This is a genomic window from Candidatus Ruthia endofausta, assembly GCF_013342985.1.
GTDB lineage: Bacteria > Pseudomonadota > Gammaproteobacteria > PS1 > Pseudothioglobaceae > Ruthia > Ruthia endofausta.
In genome coordinates, this window is record NZ_CP054490.1 from 451,255 (window position 1) to 475,512 (window position 24,258).

27 protein-coding genes and 2 pseudogenes are annotated in these 24,258 nt (G+C 36.4%); 15 read left to right on the forward strand and 14 right to left on the reverse strand.

The features are described 5' to 3' along the window. Positions 1-79: 79 nt before the first annotated feature. From rnr to hflK, 5 genes are read right to left on the reverse strand one after another with little or no spacing between them, the layout of a single operon-like run. Positions 80-2,197, reverse strand: coding sequence for a ribonuclease R (gene rnr / locus HUE58_RS02415; protein WP_174605475.1), 2,118 nt, complete (start codon positions 2,195-2,197; stop codon positions 80-82). A gap of 4 nt (positions 2,198-2,201) precedes the next feature. Further along, the gene (locus HUE58_RS02420; protein ID WP_174605476.1) at positions 2,202-3,518 is read right to left on the reverse strand and encodes an adenylosuccinate synthase; all 1,317 of its coding nucleotides are present in this window, start codon (positions 3,516-3,518) and stop codon (positions 2,202-2,204) included. 55 nt (positions 3,519-3,573) lie between these two features. Beyond that, positions 3,574-4,530 carry an ATP phosphoribosyltransferase regulatory subunit gene (locus HUE58_RS02425; protein ID WP_174605477.1) on the reverse strand — a complete coding sequence of 319 codons (957 nt, stop codon included), beginning with the start codon at positions 4,528-4,530 and terminating at the stop codon, positions 3,574-3,576. A 5-nt stretch (positions 4,531-4,535) separates the two neighbouring features. After that, positions 4,536-5,393 carry a protease modulator HflC gene (gene hflC / locus HUE58_RS02430; RefSeq protein ID WP_174605478.1) on the reverse strand — a complete coding sequence of 286 codons (858 nt, stop codon included), beginning with the start codon at positions 5,391-5,393 and terminating at the stop codon, positions 4,536-4,538. Then, positions 5,393-6,562 (reverse strand): FtsH protease activity modulator HflK, encoded by a 1,170-nt coding sequence (hflK, locus tag HUE58_RS02435; RefSeq protein WP_174605479.1) that lies wholly within the window; start codon positions 6,560-6,562, stop codon positions 5,393-5,395. Before hflK ends, hflC begins: the two co-directional genes overlap by 1 nt. 140 nt (positions 6,563-6,702) lie before the next feature. Between hflK and HUE58_RS02440 the strand changes: the two genes are divergently transcribed. The 3 genes from HUE58_RS02440 to rlmB are packed head-to-tail and all read left to right on the forward strand — an operon-like array spanning position 6,703 to position 10,552. Beyond that, positions 6,703-8,910 carry an LPS-assembly protein LptD gene (locus HUE58_RS02440; protein WP_174605480.1) on the forward strand — a complete coding sequence of 736 codons (2,208 nt, stop codon included), beginning with the start codon at positions 6,703-6,705 and terminating at the stop codon, positions 8,908-8,910. A gap of 1 nt (position 8,911) precedes the next feature. Continuing rightward, positions 8,912-9,808: a peptidylprolyl isomerase gene (locus tag HUE58_RS02445; RefSeq protein WP_174605481.1), complete on the forward strand. Its 897-nt coding sequence runs from the start codon at positions 8,912-8,914 to the stop codon at positions 9,806-9,808. Further along, entirely contained in the window at positions 9,809-10,552 is a 744-nt protein-coding gene (gene rlmB, locus HUE58_RS02450) for a 23S rRNA (guanosine(2251)-2'-O)-methyltransferase RlmB (RefSeq protein WP_174605482.1), read from the forward strand. It begins immediately after the preceding gene. Here rlmB and HUE58_RS06815 read toward each other — a convergent pair. Together HUE58_RS06815 and HUE58_RS06820 are read right to left on the reverse strand one after the other, a co-directional pair. Continuing rightward, a complete protein-coding gene (locus HUE58_RS06815) occupies positions 10,450-10,803 on the reverse strand; it encodes an IclR family transcriptional regulator domain-containing protein (RefSeq protein WP_246260842.1) in 354 nt (117 codons plus the stop codon). The two genes, rlmB and HUE58_RS06815, sit on opposite strands and share 103 nt — an antisense overlap. Before the next feature lie 115 nt (positions 10,804-10,918). Further along, positions 10,919-11,194: a helix-turn-helix domain-containing protein gene (locus HUE58_RS06820; RefSeq protein ID WP_246260843.1), complete on the reverse strand. Its 276-nt coding sequence runs from the start codon at positions 11,192-11,194 to the stop codon at positions 10,919-10,921. Between the two features lie 168 nt (positions 11,195-11,362). Between HUE58_RS06820 and aceA the strand changes: the two genes are divergently transcribed. From aceA to HUE58_RS07100, 9 genes and pseudogenes are all read left to right on the forward strand, one after another. Further along, a complete protein-coding gene (gene aceA / locus HUE58_RS02460; RefSeq protein WP_174605483.1) occupies positions 11,363-12,667 on the forward strand; it encodes an isocitrate lyase in 1,305 nt (434 codons plus the stop codon). Between the two features lie 290 nt (positions 12,668-12,957). Continuing rightward, complete coding sequence (locus HUE58_RS07090) at positions 12,958-13,065, forward strand: hypothetical protein (protein WP_277998017.1); 108 nt, start codon at positions 12,958-12,960, stop codon at positions 13,063-13,065. Positions 13,066-13,075: 10 nt separating this feature from the next. Continuing rightward, positions 13,076-13,341: pseudogene (locus HUE58_RS07305) on the forward strand (isocitrate dehydrogenase kinase/phosphatase AceK regulatory subunit). Beyond that, positions 13,322-13,921: pseudogene (locus HUE58_RS07095) on the forward strand (isocitrate dehydrogenase kinase/phosphatase-domain containing protein). Before HUE58_RS07305 ends, HUE58_RS07095 begins: the two co-directional pseudogenes overlap by 20 nt. A 109-nt stretch (positions 13,922-14,030) precedes the next feature. Beyond that, the gene (locus HUE58_RS02470; protein ID WP_174605484.1) at positions 14,031-14,186 is read left to right on the forward strand and encodes a hypothetical protein; all 156 of its coding nucleotides are present in this window, start codon (positions 14,031-14,033) and stop codon (positions 14,184-14,186) included. Positions 14,187-14,244: 58 nt separating this feature from the next. Then, on the forward strand, positions 14,245-14,358 hold the full coding sequence (locus tag HUE58_RS07310; RefSeq protein WP_422851481.1) for a hypothetical protein: 114 nt from the start codon (positions 14,245-14,247) through the stop codon (positions 14,356-14,358). 2 nt (positions 14,359-14,360) lie between these two features. After that, complete coding sequence (locus HUE58_RS02475; RefSeq protein WP_174605485.1) at positions 14,361-14,732, forward strand: hypothetical protein; 372 nt, start codon at positions 14,361-14,363, stop codon at positions 14,730-14,732. Positions 14,733-14,805: 73 nt separating this feature from the next. Further along, a complete protein-coding gene (locus tag HUE58_RS07315) occupies positions 14,806-14,886 on the forward strand; it encodes a hypothetical protein (RefSeq protein WP_422851482.1) in 81 nt (26 codons plus the stop codon). A 346-nt stretch (positions 14,887-15,232) separates the two neighbouring features. Continuing rightward, positions 15,233-15,484, forward strand: a complete 252-nt coding sequence (locus HUE58_RS07100; RefSeq protein ID WP_340689631.1) for a hypothetical protein — start codon at positions 15,233-15,235, stop codon at positions 15,482-15,484. 2 nt (positions 15,485-15,486) lie between these two features. Here HUE58_RS07100 and HUE58_RS02495 read toward each other — a convergent pair whose 3' ends face one another. The 6 genes from HUE58_RS02495 to HUE58_RS07105 form a co-directional block, all read right to left on the reverse strand. After that, complete coding sequence (locus HUE58_RS02495; protein ID WP_174605487.1) at positions 15,487-15,801, reverse strand: rhodanese-like domain-containing protein; 315 nt, start codon at positions 15,799-15,801, stop codon at positions 15,487-15,489. Between the two features lie 19 nt (positions 15,802-15,820). After that, positions 15,821-16,312: a vWA domain-containing protein gene (locus HUE58_RS07210; protein WP_340689627.1), complete on the reverse strand. Its 492-nt coding sequence runs from the start codon at positions 16,310-16,312 to the stop codon at positions 15,821-15,823. A gap of 158 nt (positions 16,313-16,470) precedes the next feature. Beyond that, a complete protein-coding gene (locus HUE58_RS07215) occupies positions 16,471-17,274 on the reverse strand; it encodes a vWA domain-containing protein (RefSeq protein ID WP_340689628.1) in 804 nt (267 codons plus the stop codon). A gap of 216 nt (positions 17,275-17,490) precedes the next feature. Continuing rightward, positions 17,491-17,634 (reverse strand): hypothetical protein, encoded by a 144-nt coding sequence (locus HUE58_RS02505; RefSeq protein ID WP_174605488.1) that lies wholly within the window; start codon positions 17,632-17,634, stop codon positions 17,491-17,493. 5 nt (positions 17,635-17,639) lie between these two features. Then, a complete protein-coding gene (locus HUE58_RS02510) occupies positions 17,640-18,509 on the reverse strand; it encodes a P-loop NTPase family protein (protein ID WP_246260844.1) in 870 nt (289 codons plus the stop codon). A 48-nt stretch (positions 18,510-18,557) separates the two neighbouring features. Beyond that, entirely contained in the window at positions 18,558-18,680 is a 123-nt protein-coding gene (locus tag HUE58_RS07105) for a hypothetical protein (protein ID WP_277998015.1), read from the reverse strand. A gap of 62 nt (positions 18,681-18,742) precedes the next feature. Here HUE58_RS07105 and HUE58_RS02515 point away from each other — a divergent pair, with 62 nt between their 5' ends. Genes HUE58_RS02515 through lipA form a run of 3 tightly spaced genes read left to right on the forward strand, consistent with a single transcriptional unit; the run spans position 18,743 to position 20,567 of the window. Further along, positions 18,743-19,021: a YbeD family protein gene (locus HUE58_RS02515; protein ID WP_174605489.1), complete on the forward strand. Its 279-nt coding sequence runs from the start codon at positions 18,743-18,745 to the stop codon at positions 19,019-19,021. Between the two features lie 6 nt (positions 19,022-19,027). Beyond that, a complete protein-coding gene (lipB, locus tag HUE58_RS02520) occupies positions 19,028-19,642 on the forward strand; it encodes a lipoyl(octanoyl) transferase LipB (protein ID WP_174605490.1) in 615 nt (204 codons plus the stop codon). Continuing rightward, the gene (gene lipA, locus HUE58_RS02525; RefSeq protein ID WP_174605491.1) at positions 19,620-20,567 is read left to right on the forward strand and encodes a lipoyl synthase; all 948 of its coding nucleotides are present in this window, start codon (positions 19,620-19,622) and stop codon (positions 20,565-20,567) included. The genes lipB and lipA overlap by 23 nt, the downstream gene beginning before the upstream one ends. Positions 20,568-20,804: 237 nt before the next feature. Here the strand turns inward: lipA and HUE58_RS02530 are convergent, their stop codons facing one another. Next, a complete protein-coding gene (locus HUE58_RS02530; RefSeq protein WP_174605492.1) occupies positions 20,805-24,251 on the reverse strand; it encodes an efflux RND transporter permease subunit in 3,447 nt (1,148 codons plus the stop codon). Positions 24,252-24,258 lie beyond the last annotated feature (7 nt).

A 24,258-nucleotide genomic window follows, 5' to 3' on the forward strand; every position in this document is an offset into this window, starting at 1 on the left:
GTAAAAGATTCTATTTGCATCTGATAAATTATCAAACCTAGTAATAGTAAGATCTATAAGTGGTTCTTTTTATAGCACCTTATTTAGCTGGCACAAACACCATTTGCCTATCGTCAAGATTAACAGAAGCGACTTGAATTTTGATGGTGTCGCCTAGTTGATAAACTTTGCCAGTGTGTTCGCCTTTGAGTTGATGATGGAGGTCGTCAAAAATATAATAGTCTTCTTTCATGTCACGTATGGCAATCATGCCTTCGACAAATACGTCGGTGAGCTCGATAAAGATACCAAAACTAGCAATGCCAGAAATAACACCGTTAAAGGTATCTCCTACTTTATCACGCATGTACTCGCATTTTAGCCATTGTTCAACATCGCGTGAGGCGTCGTCTGCTCGGCGCTCGGTCATGGATAGGTGTGCGCCAATTTCAAGCATTTTTTTGCTGGGTTTTCTGATCTTTTTGTCTAAAACGCGTTTAATGGCGCGATGTACCAAAAGATCAGGATAGCGTCTGATGGGTGAGGTGAAATGGGTATAGTCTTCAAATGCCAAACCAAAGTGGCCTTCGTTGGCAGGGGTGTAAACGGCTTGTTTCATGGTGCGTAGAACAACGGTTTTAATGATGTTTTCATCGTCTCTGCCTTTGGCACTTTCAAGCACTTTGGCAAAGTCTTTAGAGTTTGGTTGCGCACCACCTTCAAGCGTTAAGCCAATGGCGGTTAAAAACTGGCGAGTAACTTCTACTTTTTCTGCCGTAGGTTTGGGATGAATTCGGTATAAAAAATCCTCATTATGATGGTTTAAAAATTTAGCACTGGCTTGATTGGCCATTAACATGCACTCTTCAATCAACTTGTGGACATCGTTGCGAGAACAGGCAACAATGTTGTCAATTTTGCCATTATCGTTAAATAAAATTTGTGATTCAATGCAGTTAAAATCCATCACCCCGCGCTTAATTCTGGCGTGTTTAAGGGCTTTGTATAAATCGTACAGTGCATTTAAATTATCCATCACTGATGCGTACTGCTGAGTGAAGTCGACATCATGGTGTTCCAAAATTTGGCTCACCTTGGTGTAGGTCAATCGTGCGTGTGAAAACATAACAGCAGGATAAAACTTATAATCTAATAAACTGCCATGAATATCAATATTCATCTCACAAGTCATACACAAGCGTTCAACATCAGGATTGATTGAACATAAGCCGTTCGATAAGGCCTCAGGCAGCATTGGCACAACACGGCGTGGAAAATATACCGAATTGCCACGATTTGCGGCATCTTTGTCTAAGTCTGAGCCTTCTTTCACATAGTGCGATACATCAGCAATGGCAACAACCAATTTCCAGCCTTTGCTGGTGGCTTGCGCGTAAACGGCATCGTCAAAATCACGAGAATCTTCACCATCAATCGTAACTAACTTCATTTTAGTGATGTCAATTCGACCTTTTTTATCGCTATCGATTACTATACTTGGTAATTTATCGGTTTGCACGAGTGCTTCGGGTGAAAAATCAACTGGAATACCATTGCGATAAAGGGCAGAATCTATTTCTACGCCTTCATCCATGTAACTGCCTAAAATTTGGACAATTTCACCCACCGCTTGACTTTCTAGGGTTGGGTATTTGGTGATTTTAACAATCACAATTTGTTCATCAAGATGTTCTTTATTAATCTTTGGAATGCTAATATTATGCTTAATACGCTTGTCGTCAACCACAACATAAGCCCCTTCTTTTTCAAGATGTAGGCACCCTACTACAGTTTCAATACTTTTGATAACTTTAATAATTTGCGCGTCACCGCGCTGGTTAAGCAAGCGTGCTTTGACTCGGTCGCCATGAAAAACCAATTGCATTTGTTTTGATGACAGTCTTAAATCTTTAACACCTTCACCTAGTGCAATAAAACCAAAGCCTCTTGGATTGGCAATCACTGTACCAGTCATCATCCCGCTTTTTGCACTAAATTTGTGATACACGCCACGCTGATCACAATTTAGCTGTTGGTCGCGAACCATGGACTTAAGGCGGTGCGTTAAGGGTCTTTTTTGATGATGGCCAATGACCAATAAATCGCACAACTCATGTAATGTGTGTGATTTTTTTTCAAAAAAACTAAGGATATACTCCCTTGAAGGAATTGGGTTGTCGTATTTCTCTGACTCTCTTTTATAATGGGGATCTGACATTTAATTACTCGAATGGATGTTTTAAAATTAGGGTTTGTGTGCGGTCTGGACCAGTGGATAAAATATCTACTGGAAGATTGGCTAATTGTTCAATTTTTCGAATGTAGTTTTGTGCCTTAACGGGCAATGATTCAAACGAATCGGTGCCAATGGTTGAGGTTTTCCAACCGGGCATTTCAATATAGATTGGCTTGGCTTTAGCGTAACCTTCGGCAGAAAATGGGGGTGTGGTTGTTTCAACACCATCAACCTCATAAGCTGTGCAAATTTTGATTGTTTCCAAGGTGTCCATCACGTCAAGTTTGGTTAGGCAAATGCCTGTTACTGCATTTAAGTTAAATGAACGTCTAAGCGTTACCATATCTAACCAACCACAACGACGTTGACGACCTGTGGTTGCGCCAAATTCATGGCCAACCGTACCCAGTACTTTGCCAATTTCATCACCCTTATCAAGAACAACATCATAAATCAACTCAGTTGGGAATGGACCACCACCCACACGTGTTGTATAGGCTTTAACAATGCCCAATACATAATCAATGTCTGTTACACCAACACCTGAGCCAGTGACTGCACCACCAGAGGTTGTGTTTGAAGAGGTGACAAATGGGTAAGTGCCCTGGTCAATGTCTAATAATGCGCCTTGTGCGCCTTCAAATAATATGTTTTCATCATTAGCAATGTGTTGATGAATTTGCTCTGTTACATCAACAATCATATGTTTGATTTGCTTTGCTTGAGATAAGGCTTCATCTAACGTGGCTTGATAATCAACAAAGTCTGCATTATAGTAATGAGTCAAAGAAAAGTTATGGTATTCCATGACTTCTTTAAGTTTTAAAGCAAATAGGCTTGGGTCTAATAAATCACCTGCACGTAAGCCACGACGAGCAACCTTGTCTTCATAAGCAGGACCAATACCATTACCTGTAGTGCCAATAGCAGCTTTGCCACGCCTTACTTCACGAGCGTTATCAAGGGCAATGTGATATGGCAAAATCAAAGGACAGCCTGAACTAATTTTTAAGCGTTTTGTTACATTAATATCGGCAGCTTCTAACTCTGTCATTTCTTTTAACAAAGCAGACATTGACAATACTACGCCATGACCAATTAAACACTCAACATGGTTGCGCAAAATACCCGAAGGAATAAGGTGCAATACAGTTGTTTTACCGTTAATTACCAAGGTGTGGCCTGCATTATGCCCACCTTGAAAGCGCACCACACTCGCTACTTTATCTGTGATTAAATCAACCACCTTTCCTTTGCCTTCATCACCCCATTGGGTGCCAATAATGACTACATTTTTTGACATGTTAGCTCCTAACTATTTAATGTTTTAAAAAAAAATATTTGCTAAAAATCATTTACTAAAAATGACGTTGAGATAAAAATTTCAAATCAAATGAAAAACCAGTAGCCGCTCTTGATTTGCCAAAAGATTTGCCAATGCCATTATAACGCCCCCCTTGTACCAATGCTTTGGAGTAGTTTTCGTTATAAGCTGAAAACACAATGCCAGTGTGATACTCATGAACTTGTAATTCACTAAGGTCAAAAATGGCTTTAATGCCTTTGGTATTAAGTTGTTTCTCAATGGTAATTAAATCCTCAATGGCTACCTTGGCTTGATCAAGATGGCTAAATATTGTCAATGCCTTGCTTAAAATATCTGACTCCCCTTCTAGTTTGATCAAACGAGCAAATAAATCAGCATTTTTAAGCGCATTATTATTTAAAAATACTGACAAATCTGGGGTTGAACGATGTGAGAGAATTGCTCGCAGTTGTATGATAGTTTGTATTGAAATGTCTTCTTGTGCTATCAGTGCATCAAAAATTGCAACATTGCCCAAGCTTAGCACGATTGGGCTAATTGATAATAATTTTAAGCTTTCCAGCATTAGCTCAATCACTTCAATATCAGCGCTAATTTCACCTGAACCATACAACTCAGCACCAGCTTGAATGGGGGAGCGTGAGGCATAAAAATCATCCGCTTTGGTTTTTAGAATTGAATTAATATAGCAATATTTTTCAACTAAATCACTGCTACGTTTGGCATCAATACGTGCAATTTGTGGAGTAATATCGGCATGCACACCTAGCATCTTGCCACTGATAGGGTCTAATAATTTAAAGGTTTTTTCATCAACAGCATCACTATTCAGCAAGAGTGAGTTGACATGTTCAACCATAGGTGGAATGACTAAGCCAAAACCTTTGTCAGCGTATAAATCCAAAAGCTGACGGCGCAGAGATTCAAAAACTAATGCTTGATTGTTAGTAAGTTCATCTATGCCTTCAGGTAGTTGCCATGCCCCCATTTTAATTATTTAATTTGCGGGTTGAAGTGACGGAAAAATTTCGTATTTGGATTAAGTACTAAAATATTGTTTTGATTAGAAAATGACTTTTTATATGACTCTAACGCACGATAAAAAGCATAAAAATCTGCATTCTTATTATAGGCTTGCGCATAGTTATTTGCACCAACTGCATCACCTTCACCTCGAATTTTCTCAGAATCGCGATAAGCATTTGCCAAAATAATAGTACGCTCTTTGTCAGCTGCCGCTCTGATGATTTCAGCCTCTTCTGCGCCTTTGGATCTAAACTCCTTGGCCACTCGTTGACGCTCTGCTTGCATACGACGATAAACTGAATTAGACACTTCTTGTGACAAATCAATTCGTTTAATACGCACATCAATAATTTCAATACCAAATTGAGCAATGTCTTCTTTAGCAAGTCTGACAATATTGGACATAATCTCACTACGCTCGCCAGAAACCACATCAGCAATCGTGCGTTTTGAAAATTCACTCTTAAGACCGGTTTTAATAATCTGTGTTAGACGATTATTGGTTCTTGCTATATTACCACCCGTTGATTTGTAGAACTTCTCAGCGTCAATAATGCGCCATTTAACATAAGAATCAACAATTACATTTTTCTTCTCACCTGTTAAAAACCGCTCGGCTGGTGCATCTAAAGTTTGAATACGATTGTCAAATTTTACAATGTTATTAACAAACGGCATTTTGAATTTAAGACCTGGAGATTCCTCAATAGTGACAATTTCACCTAAACGCAATTTAATAACGGTTTGGATTTCGTTAACTGTATAAAGTGCTGAACTCAACACTAAGAATAAAACAGAAATTATTAATAAACCTATTTTTTGCATTATCTGCCTCCTCTATTGCGGAAAATGTCTCTAATATTACCACCTTGATTGTTTTGTTGTGTTGATGATTCTTTGGCAAAAACTTGAGTATTCGCTTGTCTAGCATTAATCAATTTGTCAATAGGTAAGTACATCATACTATTAGCCTTAGAATCAACCACTACCTTACTGGTAGAAGCCAGTACATTTTCCATGGTTTCGCGATACAAACGCTCCCTAGTAACTTTAGGTGCTTTTTCATACTCTGCTAAAATTTGCTTAAAGCGCGACGCCTCACCTTCTGATTTAGAAACCACCTTAGATTTATAAGCTTTTGATTCCTCAAGCATACGCGCAGCTTTACCACGAGATTTTGGCAAAATATCATTAGCATAAGTTTGTGCTTCATTAATCAAACGTTGTTTGTCTTCGCGAGCCTTAACCGCATCAGAAAAAGCAGATTGCACCTCTTCTGGTGGCTGCGCATCTTGCATGTTAACCGTTGTTATTAACAAGCCAGTCTTATATCTATTGAGTAAACTTTGAGATTTTTCTTTAATATCATCAGCGATACTAACTCGACCTTCAGTTAAGATGTAATCCATAGTGTTTTGACCAACAACTTGTCGAATGGCACTTTCAGCGACGTGACGAAGTGTTGTGTCTGGATTGACAACATTAAATAAATAAGCTTGAACATCATTAATTTTATATTGGATTGCAAACTTAGCTTCAATCATATTTTCATCTTTAGTCAACATTAAAGATTCGGATGAAATATTACCGCCAAAGCGTCGATTGCCGTTAATCACATTACGATAACCAATTTCAACTGTTCTAATTTGTTCAACATTAATTCTATTTAAAGTTTCAATCGGATAAGGAATATGCCAATGAGGTCCTTGAGAGGTTTCTTCTTGGAATGCACCAAAACGTAATACAACGCCTTTTTCAGCTGGATCAATAATATAAATACCTGACAATAACCAAACTAGTAAAACCAAAATGAATATATATTTAAAACCACTACTTGAGAGCGTTTTGGATGCGCCACCAGCACCCGATGATTTTTTATTACTAAAGAAACCGTTAAATTTATTTTTAAAATCTTTAATCACTTCCTCTAATTCTGGTGGTGTTTGATTACTGCCAGCCCAAGGGTTTTTATTCTTGTTGTCATTCCAAGCCATTTTATTTATGTGTGTCCAAATATAGTGAAAATTGGGGTTATTTTACCCAAACTAAAGCAAGCTTATGTAATTAATAAGTAATCTATTATTACGGTATATAATGTTAAAATAGCGAGTTTTGAGTAGATATTACAACCATCATGAAAAAGCAACTAGCTCTTTATTCATTATTTACCCTACTATCTAGTACTATTAACGCCGAAAGCTTAGTATTAAATTGTCAAAACAATGCCTTACTTTTTCCGAAACAAATCCTTTCAGACAAAATCAAAGATCTTGATGTTCAAGCAGATTATAGTGAAGTTGTTAAAGGTGGCAATTATCTTTTAAAAGGCAATGTCTCATTAAATTCAAGTGCTTATTTTTTAGGTGCTGATGAAATCAGTATTGACAAATCTAGTAAAACATCTACAGCAATTGGTCATGTTAAATTTCAAGATAACGAGCTTATGCTGACTGGTGATAAGGCTGTGGTTAAAAAACAAGGCGAAGTGACTCACACAACACTAAATCAGGTCAAATTTCACTACTCTAATTCAAGGATAAATGGTCGCGCTCAAGTTATAACTAATGATGGCACTAAGCAAGTATTTAGCTCAGGTAGCTATGGTTTATGTCCGCTTGGTAATTCTGACTGGCAAATGAAGGCTGATAAAATCACATTAAATTCTTCAACAAACAAGGGTGTAGCAGAGGATGTTACTATTGAGTTTTTAGGTGTGCCTATTTTTTATTCTCCCCACCATGAATGGCTGTTGGAGGGTCGTAGCTCTGGATTTTTAGCGCCAGCATTTGGTGGTTACAATGAATCAGACACTGACAAAGGTAGCAACTACCAAGTTAAAATACCTTATTATTTTAATATTGCCCCTGATTGTGATTTTCTTTTAACGCTCAATCAGCTCTCAAGTCGTGGCAGTGTACTTGAAGGCAAATATCGTCAAATTATTACTAATAATAATAACTTGGATGATGGACGTTTTGAAATTGAAGCTCATTATTTAAATAAAGATAAAATTACCAACAATAGGCGCTGGCTATTAAATTCAAAATTAGATTTATCACTTAATGCCAAAACTGATTTAAGTGTTGTTATCAACCGAGTGTCGGATTCAGATTATTTTAAAGAAATTGCTCATAGCAATGCTTCGAATTCAGAATTGCAATCTCATGTTGATTTGTCCTATAAAGACCAAAAGAAAAATTTAACCATGTCTTTATTTGCTGAGTCAGAACAACTCATTAATAATGGCAGTGCCTCGTACACGCGTGCACCAGAACTATCCATTAACAAAGGCTATAAAGGCTTAGGCGGACGTCATGTTAATTTAACATTAGTTAGTACAAAATTTACGCACAAAAACTCAAATACCGCAACCAATAAAACCGGGGTTCGCACTTACGCACAAGCAAAATTTAGCCGCTCAATAAGGACTAATAACTATTCCCTCACCCCAAGTTTGAATTTATCAACAACTGATTACGCGATGGATGATATTGCTAATCAAAAGCGCAATATTGTTAATTTTAACCTTGATTCTAAATTATTTTTAGAAAGGAAAATATCCTTATTTGGTACAAATTTAACCCAAACTCTAACCCCAAGACTGGCTTACAATTACACACCTAAAAAAGACCAAAGTGCTTTGCCTAATTTTGACTCAGATGATAAAAATAATTCATATCAAGGTTTGTTTTCAGGGCAAAAATTTACAGGTATTGATAGAATTGCCAGTGCCAATGACCTTACTTTTGGCCTTGAGTCAGATTTTATTGATGAAGAGACAGGTGATACCTATTTAAGTTTAAAAATAGCTCAAGTATACCGATTTGATGACATGGGCATGAATAATAGTGGCGCCTTAGTTAGTCAAAGAAAATATTCTGATATTGCCATGTCAGCTAATTTAACGATTCATGATTTTGCCTTTAATAACTCACTACAATACGACCCAAAAACCAATAAAATAAATAAGCGCAATAGTTCGGTTAGTTACATTCTAAGTCCTAGAAAGTTTTTAACCTTGGCACATCATGATGATAGTGGCAAAAAATCAGCTGAATTGTATGGTGCTTATCGATTAACACAAAAAATACATCTATTTGCTGGTATTAACCGATCCATTAGTGATTCAATTACCAACAAAGAAACCACAGGCATTGCTTATGAATCTTGTTGTTGGGCGCTACGTTTAGCGCACTTTAAAGATCGTGTTAGTGATGGTGATTACGACTACGTGACTAAAATTGAGCTCATACTCAAGGGCTTAGCCACCACTTCTCCAAGTTTATACAAACGCTTAGAAAAAGATGTACCTAATTATTTAGCCAACCTTGATGATTTTTAAAATGAATAAAACTTTACTACTAATTTTTATATTTTCATTGAATGCATTTGCCACGCTTAACAGCATTATTGCCATTGTTAATGATGATTTAGTCACTTTTGACCAAATTAGCGCTGACATCAAACCTGACCATACCAGAGTTCAAAAGTTGGTCTTGCTCAATCAGCAAATAAACTTAATTTTACAATTGCAGAAAATTAAACAACTAAACATTACGCCAAAAGCAAATGCGATTAATGGCATATTAAGTAATATTGCCTCAAATAATGATTTAAGTTTAATGCAATTACAATCTCTACCTAAATTTGATGAAATTGTTGACCATGTCAAACAGAGTTTATCGTTAGAGGGTCTTAGGCAGTTTATTGTTGAAAATCTTGGTATTAAACTTACTAAGGCTGAAATAACTAAGCAATTTCTCAAAATTCCTAATCATTCAAACAAGTTAGAGCAACAAATAAAAATTGCACAGATCGCCGTTGATTCTGTTAATCAAGCAAACTTATTATTACGATCAAAAGATGATTTAATTAAAGACTTCTTAATTGATTTAAGTGAGAAAATTAACAAAGGTGATTCATTCTCTACTTTAGCAAAACTTCACTCGCAAGATGCTTCTTATAAAAATGGCGGGGAATCTGATTGGCTTGTTCTGTTAAAATTACCAAAAATTTTTCAACAGAACTTAAAAGACCTTTCAGTAGGTGACTTATCACAGCCATTTAAAATAGGACAAGTCTGGAGAATTGTTAAAATTATTGATAAGCGTAGTATTGATAACAACTTGATTGAGCTTAAAGCTAAATTAGTGCGTCAAAAAGAAAATATCTATTTTAATGACTGGATAAAAAAAATAAGGAAAGAAGCTTATATTGAAATTTTTGATAATAAGTTGTAGATGTCAAAACCAATTATTATCACTGGTTTTCATGCTATTCAAGCACAACTAGAATCCAGTCCTGAATGTTTTATTAAGGTCTTTACACTAAACAGCAGGTGTGATAAACGCTTAAATACCCTTACCTCTGAGCTTAATAATTTTGGCATTAGTGTTCAGCAGTGCGCCAAAATTCAATTAGATAAATTAAGCAATCATCAAACCCATCAAGGCGTTGCAGCTGAAATATTATTACCTGCCCTGCCCAATCAAGACGAATTAATCTCTTATGTATCTAAATTGGATAATGCTGGTTTAATTTTAATACTTGATTCTATTCAAGATCCTAGAAATTTGGGCGCTTGCTTACGCAGTGCTAATGCAGCTGGGGTTGATTATGTGGTCATTAATAAAGATGGCTCAGCACCTATTAACGCACTGGTGCATAAAACTTCTGCAGGTGCACTTAATCAGCTAAAAATTTTCCAAGTGACCAATTTGTCACGTACCATTAAAGCACTACAGCAACAAAATATTTGGATAATTGGTTTAGATGCTTCTGCCAATACCTCCATTTACCAAATAGATTTAACCACACCAAATGCTATTATTATGGGCGCTGAAGGCTCTGGTCTTAGAAGGCTAACCAAACAATCTTGTGATCAATTGGCTAGAATCCCCATGCAAGGCATGGCGGAGAGTTTGAACGTGTCTGTCGCCACAGGGGTGATACTCTTTGAGGTAAATAGACAACGTCTTTTATAGCTTAAAGGTATGTGAATATTGCGCACATATTTGGTTAACAATGATAATAATTCCTTCTGTCTTATATCGTTAAAACGACTAATAGGCCCAGATAGGGTTAATATCCCTAGAAAATGACCATTATCAGCAATAACTAGCATTGAAATTGTAAACAAAGAAATATTATGTTCATTAACTGAAACATAATAACCCTTGTCACGAATATTTTTTAAAAACCACTTAAGGTCATTTTTACGCTGACCATAGACCAAAATTATTCACTCTGAAATGCCCCGATTAAGCTCTAATCCAGTACCTTAGTCAATACTATGACGAATTTTGTCAAAAAAATCGCCGCGATATAGACAAATACGATGATTATCCTCTTCAATAAAAAAACGAAGCCATTTCATCACAGAAAGCATCCCTAATGCCATCAACAATAGCTCTAATTTGGATTAAATGATTAACATTTTTAAAAATAAAGACTTGGGTGCCAATGCAATAGTTTTTGTCTACAGTACGTACAACGTAGCCATAATCAGCTAAAGTTTGCAATATTCGATACGTGGTTGAGGGATTAAATTCTACCCTGGTGTAAATTTCTTTCAAACTTAACATGGATTTATCAATAGAAAAAATAGACAAACTTTTTTCTATCACAGTCATTTCTTTTATTCGTTATTTTTTTCATATTGTGAAATAATAAGCTATATGGTGAAAAAAACCTTAAATTCAAGCCACCTATGTATGATTGATGTTGAAACAAACATTTAACTATTAAATTAATACAACACCATTTAAGTAAAAATAACACACTAGGAGATTTTCATGAATAGACAAAAACAAGCGGATGTATTAACAAAGGACTGGGCTGAGAATCCACGTTGGAAAAATGTGAAACGTGCTTATGATGCACAAGACGTTGTACGTCTACGTGGCTCCATACAACCTGAATATACTTATGCACGACTAGGTGCTGAAAAATTATGGAAACTGATTAATGGCTCTTCTAAAAAAAGTTATGTTAATTGCATGGGTGCAATCACAGCAGGTCAAGCAATGCAACAAGCAAAAGCAGGTATTGAGGCAATTTATTTATCAGGTTGGCAAGTTGCTGCTGATGGCAACACATCAGAAACTATGTACCCTGATCAATCTTTGTATGCATATGACTCAGTGCCAACAATGGTACGTCGCATTAACAATACTTTTAAGCGTGCTGATGAAATTCAGTGGGCAAAAGGTATTAATCAAAACGATAAAGAACATGTTGATTATTTTTTACCTATTATTGCTGATGCTGAAGCTGGTTTTGGCGGTGTATTAAATGCTTATGAGTTGATGAAAAATATGATTGTCAATGGTGCAGCGGCGGCTCATTTTGAAGACCAACTAGCCTCAGTTAAGAAATGTGGACATATGGGTGGTAAGGTTCTAGTCCCCACTCAAGAAGCGATTCAAAAACTCACCTCAGCACGCTTAGCAGCAGATGTAATGGGCGTTCCTACAATTGTATTAGCACGAACTGATGCTGAAGCAGCAAATTTATTAACGTCTGATGTAGACCCTAGAGATGAAAGATTTATGACTGGTAAACGTACCCCAGAAGGGTTTTATATTGTTAAAAATAGTCTTGACCAAGCCATTTCACGCGGGATTTCATACGCACCATATGCTGACTTGGTGTGGTGTGAAACCGGAAAGCCAGATTTAGGTTTTGCTCGTGAATTTGCTCAAGCAGTATTAGCTGACAATTCAGAACAACTACTGGCATATAACTGCTCACCTTCGTTCAATTGGAAAAAGAATTTAACCGATAGTCAAATAGCTTCCTTTCAAGAAGATATTGCTGCCATGGGATATAAGTATCAATTCATCACTTTGGCTGGTATTCATAATATGTGGTATAACATGTTTGAGCTTGCTCATGAATACGCTCAAGGTGAAGGTATGAAGCACTATGTTGAAAAAGTTCAAGAGCCTGAATTTGCAGCAGCAGAAAAAGGCTATACATTTGCCTCTCATCAACAAGAAGTTGGGGCGGGTTATTTTGATGATGTTACTACCGTTATTCAAGGTGGCATATCTTCAGTAACCGCCTTAACAGGTTCAACAGAGGAGACGCAATTTTAAAGCACTACCCCATTTCAAATTTGCTTGAGGTGGCGTCTAAATGTAGATAAATAAAGTGATAAATTAAGTAAATTAACACAACTCGAATGATAATACCATGGAAAATAATCTTTCAACAATCACTGCAAAAAAAAATACTAAATGGCTTTAAGGTACATTACAAGGCTTTTAAAGAAAGGCAATGGGTGTAATTATTAAAAGACTCAAAACAAACAAATCTTTTGGAGGGGTAATCTTGTGAAATTCTAGTAATTAGCTCGCCATTTTTCAAAAGAAAAGCAAATTATCTAATTGGTAAAATTATTTCACACAATAACACATCCCATCCTTTGCTAATTGCCATTCTGAATGATAAAAAAAACTGGCTTATATATGAATGCTTTGTTAACGAATGTTAGTAGTATCTCTATGGTTTTTGGTTTTTCAAGATCATATTTTTTATTAATATTCACTACTCTGCCGCGATTGTTGATTTTCTAAAATCAATCTTATCCAGAAAAATTAAAGTAGATTTGTACAGTACAATTGGCTTACACAAACACGGTAAAACTTTGCTTTATGGAACATTTTTAAAATACTCCAAAGTGACTGATGAGAAATTAATTATTGCACCAGGCATTATAAGGTATGATGATGGTCGTATTCACTTTTTCTATGTTTCCTTATGTTTTTAAGGTGATTAATGATAAATTTGCACCCTCTAAATCAAGCACGCCAAAAAAGGTTAAAGATAAATATTTCTTTGTTAAAAGCCATTGCAGAATTGGAGGTTCGGCAGATACTTGAGAGTTTTCCAATGTGACATTTCCCATTCGTGATTTAGGCTCAGATTTATTAAAAGAGTTGGCTGATAAAGTTAGTTCTAGTATCTCCATAGAAGGAGATCTTTTGATTATTAAGCACTTCTATATGGAAAATAAAATGATGCTGTTAAACCTATACATCAACAATACAAATGATAAGCAATTAAAACATATTATTAATGATTATGGCAGTGCCATTAATGAGCTTATTAATGCTGATATTTTTCCTGGGGAAATGCTCGCTAAAAATTTTGGCGTAACTCGACAAAATCGAGTAGTTCTCTATGATTATGATGAAACAATATCAATGAACAGTCCTGTTTTTAGAAAAATTCTAACCGCTAAATATGAAGAGGATGAAATGGCATCTGAACTTTGGTATTACGTAGGTCCAAATGATGTATCTCCAGAAGAGTTTAAATTTTCTATCTTTTCTGATCAGAAAAGATAGACAAATATTTAACCAGCATTATAACAAATTACTAGATATTGACTATTGGCAAACAATACACAACAGCAGACAAATCAGACAAATTACAATCATTGCAGCGCCATAATTAGTGGTACCAATTTCCAGTGTGCGCTTTGCACTAAATGCAATTAATGCTTGCTGGAGAAGTTTGTATGATGCGTTGTATGTTAGCAACGTTATTGCAAATAAAGACAAAACTTCTATTGGCTCTAGTTATAACCCAGTTTGTTGTTCAGTGAGTTAATGACTTTTTAGATAAAACAATATCATTAGCTGATGGTTCTTATTCACAGCTTAAATCCATCAACATACAACAAAACAAATTAGAATTTACACTAGACAATGGAAATCATACACAACTAAGTAAATACACAGGCTTATCGAAATTTTCTAGGTTTAGTGAGAGAAAGACTTGAAAGTGGCTTTTCAAAAAGGCGATCGAACAATCAATCGAAGTATTAACCAAAATAAGCTGTACACCAAAATATCAGGTGAATCTGGCATATTATCTACCACAAGCTTGATACTAGTGCATAACGTGGATCATCATATGCTCTCAGATTTAATTAAAAATAGTAACGGCGATGAACTTGGTGAGGGTATTTTGGACACCATGGTAACAACATTAATTAGTATGCACGACTTAGAAAAATCACGTACAAACTCAACAACAGATAGCATTTACATTGTCAAACCAAAAATTCATGGTCCAGAAGAAGTGGACTTTACCGTAAAGCTGTTTGCCAAAATAGAAAAGGCACTAAGGCTTAAAAAAATACCATTAAAGTAGGCATCATAGATGAGGACGGCGGCGTACTAGTATTAATTTAAAGGCTTGTATTAAAGCTGCTAAAAATAGAGTCATCTTCATCAATACAGGCTTTTTAGACCGTACTGGTGATGAAATACACACCGGCATGTTAGCAAGCCACCATAGTGGCTAGAAATGACATTAAAAATGAGCCATGGATTCAGGCTTATGATCGACAAAGGCATGTGACACAAGCAGACCCAGATGAGTGAGATGCTTGAACAAAAAATGACGCATCTTTTAATAGGGGCAAATTGTGCTTGGGTGCCCTCATCCACTGCAGCAACACTATACGCTACACATTATAGTTAATTTGATATTTTTAAAAGACAAGTTGAGCTAATGAATGGTGGCATTAATCAGGATGATTTATTAGTCATTTCGCTGATGAATGGCAATACCAAATTAACTATAATGATGCCATTCAAAAAGAATTAAATAACAATACTCAAAGTATTTTAGGCTATGTAGTCAAATGGATAAATCAAGGTATTGGTTGCTCCAAAGTGCAAGATATTAATCATATTGGCTTAATGGAAGATAGAGCCACATTTCAAATTTTTAGCCAGCATATAGCCAACTGGATAGAGTACAAAATCTGTAGTAAAGTACAAGTTGAAAAGACTTTTAGAACAATGACCATTGTTGTAGATCAACAAAACAAAAATGGCTCTTATTATGTCAGCATGGCACCTCTAAGTATGCTAGCTATACATTTCAAGCAGCTTTAGCACTAGTATTGCACCATTGAATCATCAAGTTGTTTAGCCCAAGCATCAATTCCACCACGTAGGTTAATAATACGACCAAAGCCAATAGACTCAAAATAACGCGCAACTTGCATTGAACGAATACCGTGGTGACAAATGAGCACCGTTTCTTCTGACCTATCCAAGGTATCTAGGTTGGTCATAATTTCCCCCATGGGTAATAATTTTGCCTTATCAAAATGACACTTGTCCCACTCCCATTGTTCTCGAACATCTAGCATTAACGGATGGTTGTGTTTTAAATGCACTCTTAGTTCAGATGGCGTGAAATTCTTCATAATTATGAAAATATCTCTATTAATTTAATTGAATGCGATGCCCCCATGGCACATTTTCTTTACCTTTAACAAACCACATCACTGGATAACTTGGTTCAAATTCTGGGAATTTTCCCTTAGCATCGGTAAAGTAAATTAACACACTAGAGGCGGTGTCTTGCACGCTAACATAATCAAAAACAGGGTTAAAATTAGTGCCTTTGCCACCACCTAATGATACTGGAAATGTTAACTCGTCCCAAGCCTCAAAACGCCATATCAGCTCTTTACTGATTTTTTCATCACAAGCAATCAATGTAATTGAAGCACGTATATTGCTTTTAATGGCATTGATTTCTGCCACAAACTCATTAATCTCATCTTTAGAAATTGAGCCAGAAGTATCAATGGCAACAGTAATATCAATTTGGCTAGATCTAGGTGATGGTAATATTGCATTGCCACTACGACGTGATGGTCTAGCATAGGAGAAATCATCACGTGCAAATAATTTAACAAATTCACCGCTCAATTTTCCCGCTTGTTGTGCAAGTTGTGCGCTTGAGGCAAGATTTTTTTGCCATTTACTGCTTAATTGTTGAATTTCATCAGGTGTTAAAGGATTGGGTTTATCTGCTAAACCAGAGGAATTTGTGTTATTTTGATGATTATTTTTGTCGTTGTCTTTTCTTAAATTGCTTTGTAAGTCACCCTCACACAGCCCCCATCAGACTCATTTGCGTCATCTTTTGGATCGTCATCATATAAATGTTGGTCCATGGGTTCAGTATCAATACTATCATCAATCATTGGGTAGATTTCTTCTGCAATCATACCTTTATATTTATGAAAAATAGGCAAATCAAGTGGCGGATGAAACCCCTCTTTTACCAAAAGTGGATTAATAGCAAAATCGCAAGCTAAATCCCATTTATGTTTAAGCCGATTGCCACAACGAGAAAAATGCGTTAATGCACAATGCAAGGCTTCATGAATAAGAACAAACTTAACTTGATGATTATCAAGCTGGTTAATAAAACTTGGATTGTAGTAAAAACTTTTGGCATCAGTAGCACTGGTCCTACACCAAGAGCCAGCAGCTTTAAGCGGTAATCGAAGTACTAAATTACCCAAAAAAGGCTTGTCAAGAATAAGTTGTGTGCGTGCTTTAGTTAGTTTTGCTTTAATTGCTTGTAAGTCAATGTTATCAATGTTGTTTTCAATCATAACATCTTCACCAATAACTTTTACCTGCGGTTCAAGCTCAATGTTGTTTTGCCAAAATTGATAGTTTATTTTAACCATGGGCGTATGATATAAGCTTGATTTAATAATAGCAAATTTTTCGCTGTCTGATAATTCAATTTTTAGAAATAGTTGTCTGTCTTCTAATCGAGAATGAGACTTTAATAAGCCACCAAAGCTTAGCAAGTATTCTGGATGATTAGGTAAATCTTTAGCTAGCTTATACAATCGTTGATGTTCATCAATCAATTGGTATAAATATCACTAATAAAATCAAGCTTGATAAATCCAAGAATTTAGAATTTTTTAACTCATAATCAAGCCCCAACCCGCGCTCAATAAAAAAAAATCAACCTTCTTATCATCATAAAAATCAGACTCAATACCAAATAAAAACCCGCAATAATCGTCATTGTGTAGGCAAAAATCATCTCATGCGCATGCCAAATAGTACTGTTGATATTGCTAGTTAATATCGATGTGTGAAAAAACACTCCACAACAACATTGAAAAAACACTAACTAAACCTGCTTGCCATAAAAAACACTCTAAATCCTGAGCGTAAAAAGGCGTTATTGGATAGGTGTTATTTTGATTAGGGCTAATCATCGGTTTTAGTCAAACATGACATCGGCAATTTTATTTACCCAATCGGAAAATTCAGAAATGGTAAAAATGTCACCGCCAATGGCGTGCTGCATATCTGATACTAGCATAACGCCCAATTCTTTTTGTGGAAAATTTTTAGCAAAATTAAGAATATTACCCCACACTTTTTCAGCATGATCGGTACCTTTAACGCCGATTGCTCTACCTGCTAGTGCTGCACAAATTGCATATTGCAAATCAAGCTCTTTGGGAATTGAGACGCTTTCGCCATTAATAATAGCATTAAGATCAGGCAAATTAGCCATGTGTTCAACAAACGTGGTAATTTCAACCCCTGCCACTTCACCAACACAAGCGCTAGCAGCCTGCCTAAATAAAGACAAATCAGTGCCAAATTTATTCAGCGCCCTATGTACAAATTCCCAAGTTCTTGGTGAAGGAAAGGCAACTGGGTTGTGTTTAGCATCAAACTCAAACAAATGCTCAGGACGGTAGCGCAAAAAACCAATAATACGCTCATCAATGTTGTTTTCATATGCCCACGCCACCCAATCATCCAAGTTAACATCAAGCGCAAAATGCGAAAATCGATTTGCCAAAGGTGCAGGCATGGAATAAGTAACACCTCGATCACCTTGACGATTGCCTGCAGCAAATATCACCCAACCCTCAGGCACAATATAATCACCTAAACGACGGTCAAGAATGAGTTGATAAGCCGCTGCTGATACGGTCGGTGGTGCTGAGGTAATTTCATCAAGAAACAAAATACCTTGCTCGCCATGACGCTTTGAATCGGGCAATAATGAAGGCACTGACCACTCAACCAAACCTCCATTTTTAAACGGTATGCCATGAAGGTCACTAGGCTCCATTTGTGATAAGCGAATACCAATGATATTAACCCCATTCTTGGTCGCCACTTAAAAGATGATTTGGGACTTACCAATTCCTGGTGCACCCCATAACATAACAGGTGTATGATGGCCTTGCATCACTGATATTAACTCTTCATTAAGAATTTTACTGACTTGCTCTGGACGCATGAATACTTGAAATTATTAAAACAGACCCTATTCTACAGTAACAAAAGATATAATCACCTGATATGATTACCGCTAATCCCACTCCAAAAGCACTGTTTAATTCCCCTTGCGATTACCCTATTAAGATACTTGGCAAAGATTGTGAAGCGCTTCAGCACACAATTTGCAGCATTGTTGAGCGTCACACTGACAAATTACACCCCAATCAAATAACAAAAAAGTACAGTTCTAAAGGTAGTTATGTATCTTTTACCATCCGTATTATTGTCAGTAGTAGAGCTCAATTAGATACCATTAATCAAGATTTACAAGACTGCCATCTAGTGTCTTATGTTTTATAAATTCTTATGCGTATTATCAACTTGGGGCGTCAAGACTATTTAAACATCTGGGAACGGATGAAAATATTTACTAACACTCGTGATAAAAACACTCAAGATGAGTTGTGGATTGTAGAGCACAGCCCTGTATTTACGCAAGGTATTTCTAGTAAACCAGAATATGTTTTGTCAAGCAGTAATATTCCCATTATTCAAACCGATCGTGGCGGACAAATTACTTATCACGGCCCTGGTCAAGCGGTTATTTATTGTTTAATTGACCTCAAACGTCTTGAGATTGGGATTAAAAAAATGATTGAAATCATTGAAAATTCAATCATTGATTTATTAAAAACTTACGCCATTAAAGCGCATCTAAAATCAGGTGCACCGGGTGTGTATGTTAATAACGCTAAAATTGCAGCGCTGGGCTTAAAGGTTAAACAATCAAAAATTTATCATGGTTTGAGCTTTAATGTGGATATGGACTTGTCTCCATTTATGCAAATTAATCCCTGTGGATATCAAGGCTTGAAAGTAACACAGCTTTGTGATTTAACGGGTAATAGCGATACCTTAAATACCGTTGCTGAGAAACTTAGCCTAATACTTATTAATTATGTTACAAGAAATAGACATTAAAAGCCTAAAAGGCAAATCCAAAGTAGCGCGCTTAAAAATTAAGCCTGATGCTGACAAACTACCCATTAGAAAGCCAAGTTGGATTCGCATTAAACACACTGCGGGCTCAAAAGTTGATGAATTAAAACACACACTTCGATTACAAAGATTATTTACAGTTTGTGAAGAAGCGCAATGTCCAAATTTAAGCGAGTGTTTTAATCATGGTACTGCCACTTTTATGGTTATGGGACAAATTTGCACGCGTCGTTGCCCATTTTGCGATGTGGCTCATGGCAAGCCAAAAGCGCTTGATCTAGATGAGCCTAAACATTTGGCTGATACCATTAAAAAAATGCAGCTTAAATATGTGGTGATTACGTCAGTAGATAGGGATGATTTACGTGATGGCGGCGCTCAACATTTTAAAATGTGCATTGATAATATCAGGCTAAACACGCCCAAAGTAAAAATTGAAATTTTAACACCAGATTTCAGAGGTAGGATTGATAAAGCACTTAAAGTCTTTAAATCTTGCCCGCCTGATGTCTTTAATCATAATCTGGAAACAGTGCCAAGCTTATACCCAAAAGTTCGCCCTGGTGCAAATTATGAGCATTCATTAAGGCTACTTAAAGAATTTAAACAACAACACCCATTTGTTATTACCAAATCAGGATTAATGCTAGGGGTGGGTGAAAGTAAAAAACAAGTTATTGATGTATTAAAAAACTTGCGCACACACAATGTAGATATGCTTACCCTAGGTCAGTATTTACAGCCAAGTAAACATCATTTGGCTGTTGAGGCGTATATTCATCCGAATCAATTTGATAAATACAAAAAAATTGCACTTAAGCTAGGCTTTCTTCAAGTTGCTAGCGGACCTATGGTACGTTCTTCTTACCATGCTGATTTACAAGTCAAGGGCGAGTTAATGAGTTAAAAGTTAGTAGGAATAAAGATGGAAATATACATCGGATAGGTGTGGGAATAATATACAGGCAATAGCAGCTTTCCTTGATGTTAATCTTTCTTTTTTGTGCAACAAAGAGTGAGAGTGTATTATTCACCGTCTATAAATTGAGCATTAGAATATTTAACAAACTCTGAAGGTCAGAGGCATTATTAGCAGCAGACCTAAACAAAAGCGATATTACTATTATTGCTTTAATGTTTCGAATCATAATAAATCGCTCTTATCTTCTTTCTTCTTGCCACTAGCCTCTTCAGTTTGGTCTTTTCTGTCCAGAACCGTTTTTATCCATTCTTTAGGGTCTTTGCCTATCTTTTCAGATTTTGATTTTTTAGCTTTGACTGGCTTTGCAACATTGTATTTTTCATCTGCATCTGTATCACCAGGAAGAAGCTCCATGTTAACTGCAATATTCCTACAAGCAACCTCACCAGCAGACAAAGTACCTAATGGAATTACAATTAGAGTAAGTATAGTAGAAATCAGTACGCCGAATAACAACGAAATTGCCATGCCTTGAAAGATAGGATCTGACAAAATAACACTAGAGCCCCCAACTAATGCAAATGCAGTAATCATGATAGGTCGTGTGCGTGAAGAGCATGAACTAATCACTGCATCAAAAAACGGCATACCTTTAGCATATTCTTGAACAGTAAAATCAACCAATAAAATTGAGTTTCGCACAATAATACCTGCTAATGCAATCCAGCCAATCATTGAAGTAGCTGTAAATTCTGCACCTAACAACCAATGACCTGGAACAATACCTAGTAATGTTAATGGGATTGGTGCCATAATAACAGCCGGGATAATAAAGTTACCAAACTGCCATACAACCAACATATAAATTACCACCAATGCCACAGCAAATGCACTGCCCATATCACGAAAAGTCTCATAAGTAACCGTCCATTCGCCTGTCCATTCAAAACTTGGAGAGGTTTGATCTGTTGGTGGTCCAAGATATTCACCTTGTAATTGCTTGCCATCAATCGTTTGGTATTTAAGCAGCAAGTCATCCACACCCATCATTGCATAAATTGGTGCGCTTAAGCGACCCTTAGGTTCTCCCAACACATATTCAACATCTGCTAAGTCTTTGTGAAAAATTAAGTCATCTTGCTTTTTATAACTAAACGAGCCTAACTCTGAAATTGGAATCATACCACCATGTTGTGAAGGTACGGGCAATTGAGTTAAATAAGACAATTGAGAGCGTTTAGATAACGGTATTTGCAGGCAAATTCGCGAAGGTTCAAGTGCATTCTTTAATCGAATCGTACCTACATTAAGACTACTCATAGCCATAGAGAGTGTCTCTTTAATACTCATAACACTAACACCAAATCGAGAAGCTTTTGCCGTATCCACTTGAAAATCAATAACGGGATATTTATCACGCATTAAATTATCAATATCTGTCATTGTACCAGATTCTTTAAATAACTCTGTCAAATCGTTTGCAAGTTTGCGACGCGTTTCTTTATCTGGACCATATACTTCAGCAACTACGGGGCGCAACACCGGAGGGCCTGGTGGCATTTCAACAACAGCATAATTAGCACCCGCATCTTCCACAATTTGTTTAACCAAAGTTCTTGCTTCTAAAGAAATCTCATGACTAGAACGGTCGCGTTCTGACTTTTCCACCAACTGAATTTGTAATTCGCCTTCTGAAGGGGCTTGTCTTAAATAATAATGCCTTACTAGTCCGTTAAAATCAAAAGGCTTAGCAGTACCTGAATAAGACTGAACGGCAACCACTTCTGGCATATTACGCAACACTTGTGCCATTTTATGCAAAGTTGAAGCAGTATTTGCTAATGCTGTACCATCAGGCATGTCCAAAACCACGCCAAATTCAGACTTATTATCCAATGGCAGCATTTTGACAGGAACCAAAGTAGTATAGAACATTGACATTGATATAAAAAAAGCAACAACCAATCCAATTAAGAAACTCCAGCCATATACTTTTATATTGAACAGTTTAGAAATGGTTGAATAAAAAAAATCAAACATAATCTTCGTTTCTTTTTCTTCTTTTTTGTGCATTTTCCGCAATACCTTTAAAGGTGGTGCGAACACCATAATAAAATAAGGTGTAAAAACGAATGCTGCAAATAATGAAAACATCATTGCAACCGATCCCAGCACAGGAATTGGCGCCATATATGGACCCATCATACCACTCACTACTGCCATGGGCACCAAAGCTGCCACCACAGTAAAAGTTGCTAAAATTGTTGGGTTGCCCACTTCACGTACTGCATCAATTGCAGTGCCAATGGTGATTTTATTATCAATCAGCCATCGTCTATAAATATTTTCGGTAACAACAATTGCGTCATCCACCAAAATACCAATTGAGAAAATCAAGGCAAATAAACTTACTCTATCAATGGTCATACCTAACATCCATGCAGAAAAAATGGTCATCAATAATACAACTGGAATAACCAATGTGACAACAATAGCTGGACGAATACCCAAAGCAAACCAAACAAGTATAGTCACCGCGCCTGTGGCAATAAATAATTTTTTAATCAAAGCGTTTACTTTGTTTTTTGCAGATTCTCCGTAGTTTCTAGTAATACTAACTTCTACATTATCGGGGATTAATCTGCCCTTTAACGCTTCAATTTTAGCAAGAATATTTTGCGTTACTTCCACGCCATTGGTGCCATATTTCTTTGCAATAGCAATGGTTACAGCTTGTTCTCCAGTAGCTTTTTTGCCTGTTTTGTTTGCTTTTCCCGTATAATAACTGACCATGTGCTCGGCATCTTCTGGCGCATAATATACATCAGCCACATCACGTACATAAATTGCCTTACCATCGCTGACTGTAATTACTAAGTTTTCAATATCTTCAACTTTACTAAAAAAATCACCTGAATAGACTTCCATCTTAAAACCATTGAGTTCAATATTGCCTGTATGCCCCCTAACGTTAGCATTACCAACTGTGTTAGCGATTTGTTGAATAGAGATACCATGTCCAGCCAAACGACCTGGATAAGCATCAATATGAAAAATTTCCTTACGCCCGCCAACAATAAAGCCGTTATTAGTATTTTTAACCTTGGCAAGCTGTTGTAACAACTCTAAACCCAATGAGCGTAACTGTCCATCATCAAGTGATTTTGACCAAAGCGTTAAATTAATAATTGATACGTCATCAATTTCTTTGGGCTTAATGAGTGGTTGTCTAACACCTGGTGGCATAAAATCAAGATTTGCCAACATTTTGTCACGCACTTTGATAATAGAGGTGTTCATTTCCTGGCCCACATCAAACTCAACAGTAATAATGCCTTGACTTTTATCACTAACAGAATAAACATGCTTAACACCTAAAATATTTGACATTAAACGTTCTAAAGGCTTAACAATAATATTCGACACTTCCTCAGAAGAGGCGCCTGGATACTCGACAAATAAGTCAATAAGTGGCACAGAAATTTGAGGGTCTTCCTGCCTCGGGGTTGAAATTAAACCAATAATGCCCGCACCCATCATAGCAAAAAATATGATAATGGATAATGGCGAAGTAATGAAAGCTTTGGTGAGCTTTCCAGCAATACCTAACTCAAAATCTTTATAAGTCTCATCAATTTTTGTTTGATCAACGTGATTTTTATTTGCCATAATTAAA